We start from the raw sequence: 14,257 nt of genomic DNA, 5'->3' as shown, positions 1-14,257 counted from the left end.
ATTCCGCGAAGACGGAAATAAAAAACACACATTTACTTATAACACTAACTTATTGGGAAACCTCACCATGATTGATCGCCTTATGCCTATCTTTGCCGTTATCGGTATTTTGTCCAGCACCGTATACCTGAGCCTCGCCGCTTGGATGCTTTACGAAAGCGTGTTCAAAAAGAAAAGCCCTCTGTCGGCATAATCCTCGGATTTAAAATTTTACGGTAAGGCCGTCTGAACATTCAGACGGCCTTGTTTCATTCCATACTATCAATCATTTGGCTGTACGGCCAATTCAATCATCGCTTCGCGCAAACCATCCAAGCCCAAACTTTCGGCAACGGAAACATTCACGCCGACGGCATGCCCGGAGTTGTCGCGCAAAATACCTGCTTCACGCATACCCGACGGCAGCAAATCGATTTTGTTGTACACCACCAATTGCGGAATTTCATGCGCGCCGATTTCTTCCAAGACTTCGTTGACATCGTCCATCTGCCGTTCAAAATCGGGATTGGACGCATCAACGACGTGCAGCAGCACATCCGCCATCGCCGTCTCTTCCAAAGTAGCGGAAAACGCCGACACCAGCTTGTGCGGCAAATCGCGGACGAAGCCGACGGTATCGGTCAAAATCACGCTCGCCTCGTGCGACAGGAAAAGCCGACGCGCAGTGGTATCCAAAGTGGCGAACAACTGGTCTTTCGCCAATACGTCCGCTTTGGTCAAACGGTTGAACAGGCTGGATTTTCCGGCGTTGGTATAGCCGACAATGGCAAAGGTTTTCAGACGGCCGCTCATACGCGATTTGCGGCGCGTGGCGCGTTGTTTGCGGACATCGGCAAGCTGTTTTTTCAATGCCGTGATTTTTTGTCCGATTAAACGGCGGTCGGTTTCCAACTGGGTTTCGCCCGGCCCTTTCAAGCCGATACCGCCCTTCTGACTTTGCAAATGTCCATAACCGCGCACCAGCCGTCCGCTCAAATGGTTCAACTGAGCCAGCTCCACCTGCAACTTACCTTCCTGCGACTGGGCACGTTTGGCAAAAATCGCCAAAATCAAACCCACTCTGTCGAGTACGCGGCATTGAAGCTCTTTTTCCAGATTACGCTCTTGTGTCGGCGTGAGTTCGTGGTTGAACACAACCAGCCCGACATCATGCTGCTTGACCACTACTGCCAACTCTTCCACCTTGCCCGTACCGACAAACAAAGCCGGATGCGGTTTATCGCGGCGTGACGTTTCGATAGAAACCAAATCGCCGCCGGCCGCGCTCACCAATTCTGCCGCTTCGGTCAAGGCCGTCTGAAAGCCGCGCTCGCGCGTTTCGTTTGCGCCAGAATAGTCCGCCGTCAGCATCACGCCGACCAAGAGGACGCGTTCGGGCTGATCCAAAGATTTATCGACGGAAAACAGATTGCGCTTGCTCAAAAAATTTCCTTTCAGACGGCCTGACGGCTGGGTCAAAGTGCTAATTAACGGTTTTTCAAAATATCGGCAAAATATTCGGTCACTTCTGCCAAACGTCCACCCTGCGCGACATAAGGCTGCATTACGGCCACCAGCTGCTCCAACACTTCGCGCGTTTCGGTTTGCGCGTGTTCGCGGTAGAGCCACATATTTTGCATGGTTACCGTGGTCAATTCCTCGCGTACATTAAGCAAGAGCAAGTGGCGGCAAGACTCGTAGCCTTGGCGCAAATCACCGGCCGCATAGGCGGTAACCGACAATTCATAGTCGATGTCCAACTGATAAACATTGCTTTGGACAAAAAGAATATCGTCTGTTGGGAACGGAATGCGTTTCGCCATCAGGCCGATCGCATGGGAAATGCGGTATTTCCCTTCCTGACGCAGCATGGTTTGCGCAAGGTAGAGACACTCGGCACGGCGCGGATTGTAATCGTAGCCTGCCAACCAAGTCGCCAAGGCTTCATCGCGTTTGCCCATTAATTTGTAGCACTCGCCCAGCTGTTGGTAAGAAACCGTCACTTCCTCGATCCAACCGCCCAACTCGATGCGTTTTTTAAACCATTCGCTCGCGCGCTCGGGCATATCGGAATCCCAATAAGAACGTGCCGCATAAAAGGCGTAACGCGGTTTCAGGTCTTCATCTTCAGGGCTGTAAAACGCTTTTTCCAAAGAAACGGCGTCAAGCAGGTATTTGTTCGCCATATTGCTGCGTGCGCCGAAACGGCCGCTGAGGACCGTATAGTCGCCATGAAGCGTGGCTTCGCTGGTATCTTGTTTGTCGGTTTCGATAAACTCGTGCAACACGCCGCGCCAGTAGAATGTACCGTCATTGCGCAACAACAGCGGACGGTAATAAACCACGCTGCCCATGGCATTTCGCATGCGGAGGCGGTAGCGGTCGGCGGTCAGCTCGGGCAATTCCAATTTGCCTTCAAAGCGGTCGTCCGCATCAAAAATCAACACGTAATCAGTTTTGCCTTTTGCGTGTTTCAACGCCTGATTGCGGTTGTATGCAAAATTTTGCCAACCATCATGATGAATCTCGCCCGCGATGCCCTTTGCATCGAAAAAGCGGCGGATCACGCCGACGGTATCATCGGTCGAGCCGGTGTCGCTGATGACATAGTAGTCAAGTTTGATGTGGTCGGTGATGTTGGCCAGTGTTTCTTCGATGATTGCCGCTTCATTTTTGACAATCATATTCAAGCAGATGGTTTGGGACATTTTCAATAGCCGCATTGGTTTGGAAAGGTATTATTTTACTTTAGCATTTTGTTTTTTGCACACAAAATACTCAGGCCGTCTGAAGATTGCCTTTCAGACGGCCTGAAGTTTATTTTGCCTTATCTTTTTTCCTGACGACGTATCAGATACACCGCCAACAGTGCAAACAAAACCGTCGGCAATGCGCCCGCCAAAAACGGCGGCACGCCGTACAACTGGCTGGTAAAGCCGAAGAGCCGTCCGGCAAAGTGGAACAGCAAACCGAGGCAGATACCGCCGAAAAGTTTCAAGCCCATATTGCCGTGGCGCGTGGTTTGCGGGGTAAAGGCAAAGGCGACGAGCGCCATCACCCATGCGGCGACGGGGTAAACCAATTTGCGCCACCAGGCGATGGCGTAGACTTGGGTATTTTGGTTGTTTTTTTCCAGATGGTCGATGTAGGTGGTCAATTCGCCGACGGACATTTGGTCGGGCTTGACGAGCAATACATCCATCAGGTTGCGTTTGACGGAAATCGGCCAGTTTTCTTCGGAGGTAGTAGAAACCTCGACTTTATCTTCACCCAATATGCTGCGGCGGATATTTTTCAGCTGCCAGCTGCCGTCGGGATTCAAAACGGCTGATTCGGCTTCCGCCGCTTGGATCAGTTCATTTTTATCGTTGCGCTGCCAAATTTTGATGCCCAAAAGCGTATGGTCGGGCAACATTTCACGCACGTTGATAATGCTGTTTTTTTCTTTCAGCCAAAGGCCGGTATTGCCGGTACTGATTTTGCCGTTGATGGCCGCGGCTTTGATGTTTTCGGCTTTTTGGCTCAACGTGGGGGCGACCCATTCGCCGAGCGCAACGGTGGCAATGGCGAAAATCAAACCGAACTGCGACAGAATCAACAGCAGCTTTTTGGTGCTCATGCCGCTGGCTTTGATAACGGTCAGCTCGCTACCGGAAGCCAGTTGGCTGAGGGAAATCAGGCCGCCGATCAAAACGGCAAGCGGCATCAGTTCATATGCGCGCGCAGGCATCTGCATTAAAACATACTGCCCCAATTTTGCACCGTTATAGCTGCCTTTTCCAAGATCGCCGACTTCGTTGATGATTTCAAAAAAGCTGTACAAAGCGAGGAAGGCAAGGAGGGCGTAAACCGCCATAACCGCCATTTGACGGATGATGTAACGTGAAATCAGGTTCATTTTCCGCCTTTCAATGTCAAACTTTTGGCAACCGCCTGCCAGAAGGGTTGGCTGGGCATACTGCGCACGCGCAACAGGACGACGGCAATCACAAACATGATGATGTGCATAGGCAGCAGTCCGAGCCAGAAATGGATTTTGCCGTCTTCCACAGCATTGCGCAGGAAGGTCAGCCCGTTTTGGTAAACCAAAAATAGACCGATGGCAATCAGGATATTGTAGGTATGGCCGCTGCGCGGATTGAAATAGGAAAGCGGCACGGCAAGCAGGCACAACAGCAAAACGCTGACAGTCAAGGAAATACGCCACATCAACTCCGCTTGGTGTTGGGGATTGCTACTGCCAATCAGTTGGGCGGTCGGAATGGTACGACGGTGTGAAACAGGGTCGATGAGTTTGGGCGTGGTGCTGATAATCAGGCTGAGGTGTTGAAAAGAAACGCGGTTGTAATCGGCTTTGCCGGGCGTACCGCTGTAACGGTAGCCGTCACGCAATTCAAGCGTGCGTTTGTTGTCGGTCAGCGAAAAATTGCCCTCTTTGGCAAAAACGATGTTGTCGTTGCCGTTTTTGTCCTGCTCGCGCAGGAAGAGGTTTTTCATGATGCCGGATTCGGTATCGAAGGTTTCGACAAAATAAACCCTGCCGTTGCGCTTGCCCAAGTTATTGAACTCGCCGGCTTCCACCAAAGACAATTCCTGCTTCTGTTTCAAGATTTCGGCATATTCGCGGCTGCGCAACTCTGCCCACGGCATTACCCAAAGCTGCATGACGGCAATCAAAATGGCAAACGGCACGGCAAACTGCATGACCGGGCGTATCCATTGTTTCAATGCCAATCCGCAGGAAAGCCAAACCGACATCTCGCTGTCGCGCCAGTAGCGGGTCAATACGGTCAACGTACTGATAAATGCGGTCAACACCAGCAAAAGCGGGGTCATGCCGATTACCCAGAAGCCGACTAAGGCCAACACGGCATCGATGGCGACACGCCCGTCGGCTGCGCGGCCAAGCAGGTTGATGGCCTGCGTCGACACCAATACCGCCAAGAGGACGACAAAGATGCCGACGGCGGTAAAGGAAAGTTCTTTAATAAAGTTTCTTTGGTAAATCATAAGATTGAGCGTGGTATACGGTTTATGGGAAACCTATATTTATTAATAAGGCTTCAGACGGCATGACACAAATGGAGTACAATGATTTTCATCTGTTCGGACGGTTGGTCAACAGGCCGTCTGAACAACCGACAACCGTTCCAATCAGGAGAATAAACGTGAAATTTAGCACAAAAGCCGAAACTTTGCAGGCTCAACAGGCAGGTGCGCAATTATTTGTCTGCGCCGAAGCATCGCAACTGAGCAACCCGACTGCCCTCGCCCTCTTCGCTTCCTTTGAAGAAGGTCAAAATTTCGCCGACACCAAAATCCCGACGGACAACGGTTTGCAAGCCATTGCCGTCGCACGCCTCGCTAAAACCGACCGCGCCGCATTGAACAAAGCCGCAGCCGAAGCCGCCAAATGGGCGCAAAATCAAGAAACGGTCAATGTGGACGTTCATGCTTTCGATGAAGCGCAAGCAGCAGCCGTTGCCGAAGCGTTTGCGATAGCGTTCGGCAATGCCGCCTACCGTTTCGACCGCTACAAAAAAGAAGCCAAACCGGCCAAATTTGCAGAAGCCGTGTTCCACAGCGCACACGAAGCCGCCGTCAAAGAAGCCCTGCGTGTTGCCGAAGCGCAGGTTTACGGACAAAGCCTCTGCCGCGACTTGGGCAATGCCGCGCCTAACGAATGCACGCCTGAATTCCTCGCGCGTACAGCCAAAGCCGAAGCCGAAAAATTGGGCGCACACGCTAAAATCATTGAAAAAGACTACATCAAAGAAAACATGGGTTCATTCTGGTCTGTCGCCAAAGGCAGCGTCGAAGACCCATATTTGGTCGAACTGAGCTATTTCGGTGCAGCCGATAAAGAAGCCGCGCCTGTGGTATTGGTCGGCAAAGGCATTACCTTCGACACCGGCGGCATTTCCCTCAAACCCGGCCTGAACATGGACGAAATGAAGTTCGACATGTGCGGCGCGGCAACCGTCATTAGCACCTTCTGCGCCGCCGTCAAACTGCAACTGCCGATCAACCTCATCGCCGTCGTCGCCACTTGTGAAAACATGCCTTCCGGCGCGGCCAACAAACCGGGCGATGTCGTAAAAAGCATGAAAGGCTTGACCATCGAAGTGTTGAACACCGATGCCGAAGGCCGTCTGATTTTGTGTGACGCGCTCACTTACGCCGAACAATTCAAACCTAAAGCCGTTATCGACGTCGCCACCCTGACCGGCGCGTGCATCATCGCCTTGGGTCATGACGTCAGCGGCGTGATGGGCAACAACCAAGATTTGGTCGACAGTCTGCTGGCCGCTTCCCACAACGTGGACGACAAAGCATGGCAACTGCCGCTCTTTGAAACCTACAAAGACCAACTCAAATCCAACTTTGCCGACATCCCCAACATCGGCACGCCGGGTGCAGGCACGATTACCGCCGCAACATTCTTGTCTTACTTTACCGAAGACTATCCATGGGCACACCTCGACATCGCAGGTACCGCATGGAAATCCGGCGGTGAAAAAGGCGCGACCGGGCGCCCTGTTCCTTTATTGTTGAACTATCTGCGCAATGTGAAATAAATCTTGGGGGAAGCCTGCGGGGTTAATCGTTTCAACCCCGCAGGCCGTCTGAAAACGGAATCCGCATTATCTGACTCAACCTGACAAACGGAGAACCACCATGAAACCACTATTTGCCGCATTATCTGCCGCCCTTCTGCTCGGCACATCCATAAATGCTCAAGCTGCCGAACAAACCACCCCCACCGACCGCAGCATCCAAGTGTACAAAAAAGCCGACTTAGCAGAATGGAACCGCGAAAACGCAGCCGGAGGTCAAGGCCCGCTGCTCGGCAGCTTTGCCTTCACGCGCCATCAAACCGCCGACCAAGACGCATTCAAAGAAATCGGCTGGCTCACATTACCGCCGGGCGCTTCCATCGGCCAACACAAACATACCGGCAATGAAGACGTTTACATCATCGTATCCGGCAAAGGCATGTTTACCGATAGCGAAGGCAAACAAATCGAAGTCGGCGCCGGCGACATTACCATCGCCCGCCCCGGTCAGTCCCATGCACTCAAAAATATCGGCAAAAAGCCGTTGGTATTCTTGGATCTGATTGCCGAGACCGCTGGCGCTAAAGCCGCCGAAACCAAGTAATGCTTTCAATGAAAGCAAACCATCTGCCATGACTTTCTGCCTTACCCAAACCCGGCAGCAGAGAGATTGTTCCGTTTTTATTTAAACCCACATACAAGCTAAAGGCCGTCTGAAAACCACGCTTCGTTTTCAGACGGCCTTTTTTTCTCAAAAGTCTTATCATATAAATAATGAAATGTTATATAATAACAGCCTTTCAAAATATGATGAGAAACTAAAATGACACAAACCACACTCAAACCCATTGTTTTATCTATTCTTTTAATCAGCGCCCCGATTCTCTCCCAAGCGCATGAAACCGAGCAGTCGGTTGACTTGGAAGAGGTTACCGTCGTCGGCAAAAGCCGTCCGCGCGCCACGTCGGGGCTGTTGCACACTTCGACCGCCTCCGACAAAATCATCTCCGGCGATACCTTGCGCCAAAAAGCCGTCAACCTAGGCGATGCTTTGGACGGCGTACCGGGCATTCATGCCTCGCAATACGGCGGCGGCGCGTCCGCTCCCGTTATTCGCGGTCAAACAGGCAGACGGATTAAAGTGTTGAACCATCACGGCGAAACCGGCGACATGGCGGACTTCTCGCCCGACCATGCCTTGATGGTGGACAGCGCCTTGTCGCAACAGGTCGAAATCCTGCGCGGCCCGGTTACGCTCTTATACAGCTCGGGCAATGTAGCCGGCTTGGTCGATGTTGCCGATGGAAAAATCCCCGAAAAAATGCCTGAAAACGACGTATCGGGTGAAGCCGGATTGCGTTTGAGCAGCGGCAATTTGGAAAAACTGACATCCGTAGGCATCAATATCGGCTTGGGTAACAACTTTGTGCTGCATACCGAAGGCTTGTACCGCAAATCGGGCGATTACGCCGTACCGCGCTATCAAAAAGAAGAAGGCCGTCTGAAACGACTGCCCAACAGCCATGCCGATTCAAAAACAGGCAGCATCGGCCTGTCTTGGGTTGGGGATAAAGGTTTCATCGGCGTAGCGTACAGCGACCGTCGCGACCGCTACGGCCTGCCTGCCCACAGCCATCTCTACGACGACTGCCACGCCGACATCATCTGGCAAAAGAGCTTGATCAACAAACGCTATTTGCAGCTTTATCCGCACTTGTTGACCGAAGAAGACGTTGATTACGACAATCCGGGCTTGAGCTGCGGCTTTCACGACGACGATAATGCACACGCCCATGCCCACAACGGCAAACCTTGGATAAACCTGCGCAACAAACGCTACGAACTCCGCGCCGAATGGAGGCAGCCATTCCCCGGTTTTGAAGCCCTGCGCGTACACCTGAACCGCAACGACTACCACCACGACGAAAAAGCAGGCGATGCAGTAGAAAACTTCTTCAACAACAAAACACACAACGCCCGTATCGAGTTGCGCCACCAACCCATAGGCCGTCTGAAAGGCAGCTGGGGCGTGCAATATTTGGGACAAAAATCCAGCGCGCTTTCCGCCATCCCCGAGACCGTCCAACAACCGATGTTGATTGGCAACAATGTGCGCCATTACAGCTTTTTCGGTGTAGAACAGGCAAACTGGGACAACTTCACGCTTGAAGGCGGCGTACGCGTGGAAAAACAAAAAGCCTCCATCCAGTACGACAAAGCATTGATTGATCGGGAAAACTACTACAACCAACCCCTGCCCGACCTCGGCGCACACCGCCAAACCGCCCGCTCGTTCGCACTTTCAGGCAACTGGTATTTCACGCCACACCACAAACTCAGCCTGACCGCCTCTCATCAGGAACGCCTACCGTCAACGCAAGAACTGTACGCACACGGCAAACACGTCGCCACCAACACCTTTGAAGTCGGCAACAAACACCTCAACAAAGAGCGTTCCAACAACATCGAACTCGCGCTGGGCTACGAAGGCGACCGCTGGCAATACAATCTGGCACTCTACCGCAACCGTTTCGGCAACTACATTTACGCCCAAACCTTAAACGACGGACGCGGTCCCAAATCCATCGAAGACGACAGCGAAATGAAGCTCGTGCGCTACAACCAATCCGGCGCCGACTTCTACGGCGCAGAAGGCGAAATCTACTTCAAACCGACACCGCGCTACCGCATCGGCGTTTCCGGCGACTATGTACGAGGCCGTCTGAAAAACCTGCCTTCCTTGCCCGGTAGGGAAGATGCTTACGGTAACCGTCCTTTCATCGCACAGGACGACCAAAACGCGCCTCGCGTTCCAGCTGCGCGCCTCGGCTTCCACCTGAAAGCCTCGCTGACCAACCGTATCGATGCCAATTTGGACTACTACCGCGTGTTCGCCCAAAACAAACTCGCCCGCTACGAAACGCGTACGCCCGGACACCATATGCTCAACCTCGGCGCAAACTACCGCCGCAATACGCGCTATGGCGAGTGGAATTGGTACGTCAAAGCCGACAACCTGCTCAACCAATCCGTTTACGCCCACAGCAGCTTCCTCTCTGATACGCCGCAAATGGGGCGCAGCTTTACCGGCGGCGTGAACGTGAAGTTTTAAAATCGGACAGGCAAACAAAAAAGGTTTTCAGACGGCCGTCTGAAAACCTTTTTCTTGTTTTAACCAATCATTTAAAACTGACTATTAATCTTTCAATACATCTTGCACAGCCGCTTGAATTTTAGCCGCCGCCGCTTCGATTTGCTGCTGTTCGGTAGATTGGTTTGCCACTGTCTCAACCGGAGCAGCTTGTGAAGCCGGAGTAGCTTGTGAAACTGGCGCGGCTTGTGGAGCTGCGGCTTTAGGCTCAGATTCAGTTTGCGGCGCAGTCAGCGGCAAACGCGCCAATACAGTGCTGACGCCGGTAACTTTATCACCAATCGCCACTTGCGCCTGCGCATCGACAGGCAGATACATATCCACGCGCGAACCAAAGCGGATAAAGCCATAGCGTTCGCCGCGAGACAGTTTCGCGCCTGCTTGGGTGTAGCACAAAATACGGCGCGCCACCAAACCGGCCACTTGAACAAAAGTAATTTCACGACCAGAAGCCGTAGTCGCCAACACCGCATTACGTTCGTTTTCCGTGCTGGCCTTGTCCAAATCCGCATTCACGAATTTGCCTTTGTTATAGACCACTTTCGTTACCGTACAATCGGCAGGCGATTTTTGCGAATGCACGTTGAACACGTTCATAAAAATACTGATTTTCAAAGCATCGACATCACGATACGGATCGCGTGCGCGCTCGACCACCACGATACGGCCGTCAACCGGACTCAACACCGCCTCAGGATTTTGCGGAATTTCACGCGCAGGGTCGCGGAAAAACTGCAGTGCAAATACGGTAAACACCCAAAACGGCAAAGACCACCAGCCGCCGCACATCGACACCAGCAGGCTCAAAGCCAAACCGCCGCCGATAATCGGCCAGCCCTCACGGGCGATAATCGGGTGGGGATACAAACGGTTCATCACTTATCCTTCATTTAATAATTTCAAAATTGCCGCCATTATATCTGAAACTCCAAACATTGAGGCCGTCTGAAATGTTCAGACGGCCGGTGTCTTTTGTAAAAAATACTCAACATAGATAAAGTTTCAGTTTCGGCAACACAATGACGCAGCGTCCTCAACAAGCGACTCACATGAGCTAACAACTCGCCGCAAATATCATTTTGACCAAACCTCCGCCCTCGATTATCTCGACAAACCCAGTATGACCGCCAACACTAGCCAGATCCAATGCCGACGGCGCGATGTAGAAAACAAAGAGCGTTGAGACAGCAAACGCGTTTGGCTCAACTGATACGCCACATCTGCGAGCTTAATCAACTGATTGCCCTGTCGTGTTTTGCTTTCTTCCGCTTTACGCAGTTTCAAATTTTCCGCTTCAATCCGCAGCCGCACCAGCTTGGCTTCCAAAAGCAGCAGCTCGCGCGCTTCTTCATACTCCTGTTGCTTCATCGTCCGCATCCTTATCTATCTCACCACGCAAATACGCAATATCCGACCGAATATCCTGCAAGGTTTCAGCCACGCGACTGCCCTGCTCCCGATAATCTGCCGATACTTTGCGGAACAATACGGCAATAATCAGCAGGCTCACGAAGAAAATGCCGAAAAATACCCACAAAGCGGCCACATCCGTCAGCACGCGGTTCAAGCCGAACAGCAAACCGACCAAGCCCACCATCAACAGCGCGCCGGACAATACCAGCCAAATCGCCAATCGGAACACATTCTCCGCCTGACGCGTCAAATCCAAGCTCAATACCTGCAAACGCAGCAGCAGCAAATCCGCGCCCTGATTCAACAAAGCCTTGCCATGTTCAAAACGTTGGCGAATTCCCATCTTAACTATCCTTTTTTTCAGGAAAACATAAGGCAGAGGCCGTCTGCACGGCGCAATGAAATCCATGATTTCATGTGCACGCCTGTTCAGACGGCCTTAACATATTCGCATTAACGGCGGTTCAACAACACACCGACAACCAAACCGGCCAATGCGGCAAAACCCATCGCATAGTATGGTTTTTCATGCACCACTTCATCAGCGTGTTTGGCACCGCGTTTCAAGCGCGCACCAGCATCTGATTCTAATTCGGAAAAAAGCTCTTTGCCTTCTTTCAAACGCTCCTGAGCCGCTTCTTCAAACTGCTCGTATTTTTCACGCGCACGCTCGGCATGATGGCGCAGACGCTCGCCGGCTTCTTCTTCAAAACGGCTCAAACGCTCTTTGGCCACAGCCAATTTTTCCTCCAATTTGGCTCGGGCTTTGCTGCCCTCTTCCGAACCGGCTTCAACACCATTGCGGTACAACTCTTCCACATCATCCATCACTTCTCGGATGTCTTTCAGCAAAGCCTCGCGACGTGCTTCAAAATCGTGTTTTTTCATGCTTTTCTCCTTGATATAGGTTGATATGGTTACAGACTATTTATCTGTTAATAAATTATAACCGTTTATTTCCAAATAAACGTTAATTTAAATTAAATTAAGTGCTTATTCTGAAAACAAGCAAATAAAATTTAAAAAAGGCCGTCTGAAAACTTCAGACGGCCTTTTCAATTCAGCTTAAAGACTTAAGTCTTATGCCAAACCTTTTGCTTTCAACACTTCCAGCATAGTAGTACCCAACTCGGCAGGACTGCGGGTGTAAGCGATACCGGCTTTTTCGAAAGCGGCGAATTTTTCTTCGGCAGTACCTTTACCGCCGGAAATAATCGCACCAGCGTGGCCCATACGTTTGCCTTTAGGAGCGGTAACACCAGCAATGTAACCTACAACAGGTTTGGTTACGTTGGATTGGATGTATTCGGCTGCTTCTTCTTCCGCAGTACCGCCGATTTCACCGATCATGATGATGGCGTCGGTATCTGGGTCTTCTTGGAAGAGTTTCAGTGCGTCGATTTGGTTCATGCCAGGAATCGGGTCACCGCCGATACCGATACAGGTTGATTGACCCAAGCCGAGTTTGGTGGTTTGTGCCACAGCTTCGTAAGTCAATGTACCGGAACGGGAAATAATACCGATGCGACCTGGAGTGTGGATGTGGCCCGGCATAATACCGATTTTGCACTCACCCGGAGTAATCACGCCCGGGCAGTTAGGGCCGACCAAGCGGGTACCGTTGCCGTTGGTTTCCAAGTAACGTTTGGCTTTGAGCATGTCCAAAGTAGGCACGCCTTCGGTAATCACAACGACCAAGCCTACGCCTGAATCAACGGCTTCAACGATAGAATCCAAAACAAACGGAGCTGGAACGTAAATTACAGATGCGTCAGCGCCGGTTTCTTTAACGGCTTCTTTCATGGTGTTGAATACAGGCAGGTCCAGATGGGTTTGACCGCCTTTGCCTGGGGTAACGCCGCCGACAACTTTAGTGCCGTAAGCCAGAGCTTGTTCGGAGTGGAAAGTACCGTTTTTACCGGTGAAACCTTGAACCAATACTTTGGTGTCTTTATTAATCAATACGCTCATTCTTTTCTCCTTAGGCGTTTACGGCTGCAACAATTTTTTCGGCTGCGTCATTCAGGCCGTCTGCAGAAGTCAGTTTCAGACCTGATTCGTTCAGGATTTTCGCGCCGAGTTCGGCGTTGTTACCTTCCAAACGAACAACGACAGGAACGTTGACGTTGATTTCTTTAACGGCTGCCACGATGGCTTCCGCAATCATGTCGCAACGTACGATACCGCCGAAGATGTTGATCAATACGCCTTTAACGGATTTGTCTTCCAAAATCAGTTTGAACGCTTCAACCACGCGGTCTTTGGTTGCGCCGCCACCAACGTCCAAGAAGTTGGCAGGTTGGCCACCTTTCAGTTTGATGATGTCCATAGTAGCCATCGCCAAACCTGCACCATTAACCATACAGCCGATGTTGCCTTCCAGGGCAACATAGTTCAGGTCGAATTCGGAAGCTTTCAGCTCACGTTCGTTTTCTTGAGATTTGTCGCGCAAAGCGGCAATTTTCGGCAGGCGGTAGAGCGCGTTGCTGTCGATACCGATTTTGCCATCTACGCAAGCCAGCGCGCCGTTTTCGCGAACTGCCAATGGGTTTACTTCAAACAGGGCGAAGTCGTTTTCGATAAACGCTTTGTACGCGCCGGTCATCAGTTTGACGAACTCGTTGATTTGTTTGTCTTTCAAGCCCAGTTGGAAGGCAACTTCGCGAGCTTGGCAAGGTTGCAGGCCAACCAGCGGATCAACGGTTACTTTGAAGATTTTTTCTGGAGTTTCGGCAGCAACTTTTTCGATTTCCACGCCACCTTCGGTAGAAGCCATGAATGTAACGCGGCGGGTAGAACGGTCAACCACTGCGCCCAAGTACAGCTCAGTTTGAACCGGATACATATCTTCGCAAACCAAAACGCTGTTGACAGGTTGGCCGTTGGCATCGGTTTGGTAAGTTACCAAGTTGGTGCCAATCAGGCTTTCAGCCACTTCTTTAGCTTCTTCGCGGCTTTTAACGACTTTTACGCCGCCCGCTTTACCGCGGCCGCCGGCGTGTACTTGTGCTTTGACAACAGCGAATTTGCCGCCCAATTTGTCGTAAGCTGCAGCGGCTTCTTCGCCGTTGTGTGCCAAAATACCGCCTTGTACGGGCAAACCGTAGCTAGCCAGCAGTTCTTTAGCCTGATACTCGTGTAAATTCATGGATTTCTC

Annotated in this window: 14 protein-coding genes; 4 read left to right on the top strand and 10 right to left on the bottom strand. The window is 51.6% G+C overall.

What is annotated here, in order from left to right; genetic code table 11:
- Window positions 1-67: 67 nt before the first annotated feature.
- Window positions 68-193, top strand: coding sequence for a hypothetical protein (locus tag ACTHS8_RS07835; protein WP_003678791.1), 126 nt, complete (start codon window positions 68-70; stop codon window positions 191-193).
- 68 nt (window positions 194-261) lie between these two features.
- On the opposite strand, the gene hflX is transcribed toward ACTHS8_RS07835, so the two are convergent.
- The 4 genes from hflX to lptF all read right to left on the bottom strand — a co-directional run bounded on the left by hflX (window position 262) and on the right by lptF (window position 4,989).
- Window positions 262-1,422, bottom strand: a complete 1,161-nt coding sequence (gene hflX / locus ACTHS8_RS07830; RefSeq protein ID WP_440373415.1) for a GTPase HflX — start codon at window positions 1,420-1,422, stop codon at window positions 262-264.
- Window positions 1,423-1,466: 44 nt separating this feature from the next.
- On the bottom strand, window positions 1,467-2,687 hold the full coding sequence (locus tag ACTHS8_RS07825) for a glycosyltransferase (protein WP_440373414.1): 1,221 nt from the start codon (window positions 2,685-2,687) through the stop codon (window positions 1,467-1,469).
- Between the two features lie 119 nt (window positions 2,688-2,806).
- On the bottom strand, window positions 2,807-3,877 hold the full coding sequence (lptG, locus tag ACTHS8_RS07820; protein WP_250579125.1) for an LPS export ABC transporter permease LptG: 1,071 nt from the start codon (window positions 3,875-3,877) through the stop codon (window positions 2,807-2,809).
- A complete protein-coding gene (gene lptF / locus ACTHS8_RS07815; protein ID WP_003686055.1) occupies window positions 3,874-4,989 on the bottom strand; it encodes an LPS export ABC transporter permease LptF in 1,116 nt (371 codons plus the stop codon). Before lptF ends, lptG begins: the two co-directional genes overlap by 4 nt.
- Before the next feature lie 158 nt (window positions 4,990-5,147).
- Here lptF and ACTHS8_RS07810 point away from each other — a divergent pair, with 158 nt between their 5' ends.
- The 3 genes from ACTHS8_RS07810 (at window position 5,148) to znuD (ending at window position 9,648) form a co-directional block, all read left to right on the top strand.
- Window positions 5,148-6,557: a leucyl aminopeptidase gene (locus ACTHS8_RS07810; RefSeq protein WP_440373413.1), complete on the top strand. Its 1,410-nt coding sequence runs from the start codon at window positions 5,148-5,150 to the stop codon at window positions 6,555-6,557.
- Window positions 6,558-6,657: 100 nt separating this feature from the next.
- On the top strand, window positions 6,658-7,140 hold the full coding sequence (locus tag ACTHS8_RS07805; protein WP_440373412.1) for a cupin domain-containing protein: 483 nt from the start codon (window positions 6,658-6,660) through the stop codon (window positions 7,138-7,140).
- A 219-nt stretch (window positions 7,141-7,359) separates the two neighbouring features.
- Window positions 7,360-9,648 carry a TonB-dependent zinc receptor ZnuD gene (gene znuD / locus ACTHS8_RS07800; protein WP_440373411.1) on the top strand — a complete coding sequence of 763 codons (2,289 nt, stop codon included), beginning with the start codon at window positions 7,360-7,362 and terminating at the stop codon, window positions 9,646-9,648.
- 84 nt (window positions 9,649-9,732) lie between these two features.
- Here znuD and ACTHS8_RS07795 read toward each other — a convergent pair whose 3' ends face one another.
- From ACTHS8_RS07795 to sucC, 6 genes are all read right to left on the bottom strand, one after another.
- Window positions 9,733-10,563, bottom strand: coding sequence for a phosphatidylserine decarboxylase (locus ACTHS8_RS07795; RefSeq protein ID WP_440373410.1), 831 nt, complete (start codon window positions 10,561-10,563; stop codon window positions 9,733-9,735).
- A gap of 225 nt (window positions 10,564-10,788) precedes the next feature.
- Window positions 10,789-11,055, bottom strand: a complete 267-nt coding sequence (locus ACTHS8_RS07790) for a hypothetical protein (protein WP_254322456.1) — start codon at window positions 11,053-11,055, stop codon at window positions 10,789-10,791.
- Window positions 11,036-11,443: a phage holin family protein gene (locus ACTHS8_RS07785; RefSeq protein WP_137040303.1), complete on the bottom strand. Its 408-nt coding sequence runs from the start codon at window positions 11,441-11,443 to the stop codon at window positions 11,036-11,038. Before ACTHS8_RS07785 ends, ACTHS8_RS07790 begins: the two co-directional genes overlap by 20 nt.
- Before the next feature lie 110 nt (window positions 11,444-11,553).
- Complete coding sequence (locus tag ACTHS8_RS07780) at window positions 11,554-11,988, bottom strand: DUF883 family protein (RefSeq protein ID WP_440373409.1); 435 nt, start codon at window positions 11,986-11,988, stop codon at window positions 11,554-11,556.
- A 192-nt stretch (window positions 11,989-12,180) separates the two neighbouring features.
- Window positions 12,181-13,071 carry a succinate--CoA ligase subunit alpha gene (gene sucD / locus ACTHS8_RS07775; RefSeq protein ID WP_002244992.1) on the bottom strand — a complete coding sequence of 297 codons (891 nt, stop codon included), beginning with the start codon at window positions 13,069-13,071 and terminating at the stop codon, window positions 12,181-12,183.
- Window positions 13,072-13,081: 10 nt separating this feature from the next.
- Window positions 13,082-14,248, bottom strand: coding sequence for an ADP-forming succinate--CoA ligase subunit beta (gene sucC / locus ACTHS8_RS07770; protein ID WP_036491521.1), 1,167 nt, complete (start codon window positions 14,246-14,248; stop codon window positions 13,082-13,084).
- Window positions 14,249-14,257 lie beyond the last annotated feature (9 nt).

It is taken from the genome of Neisseria sp. P0016.S008 (assembly GCF_051957775.1).
Classification (GTDB): domain Bacteria; phylum Pseudomonadota; class Gammaproteobacteria; order Burkholderiales; family Neisseriaceae; genus Neisseria; species Neisseria flavescens_B.
Note: the sequence above shows the minus strand (reverse complement) of the source record. Positions and strands in the feature narration are given on the sequence as shown.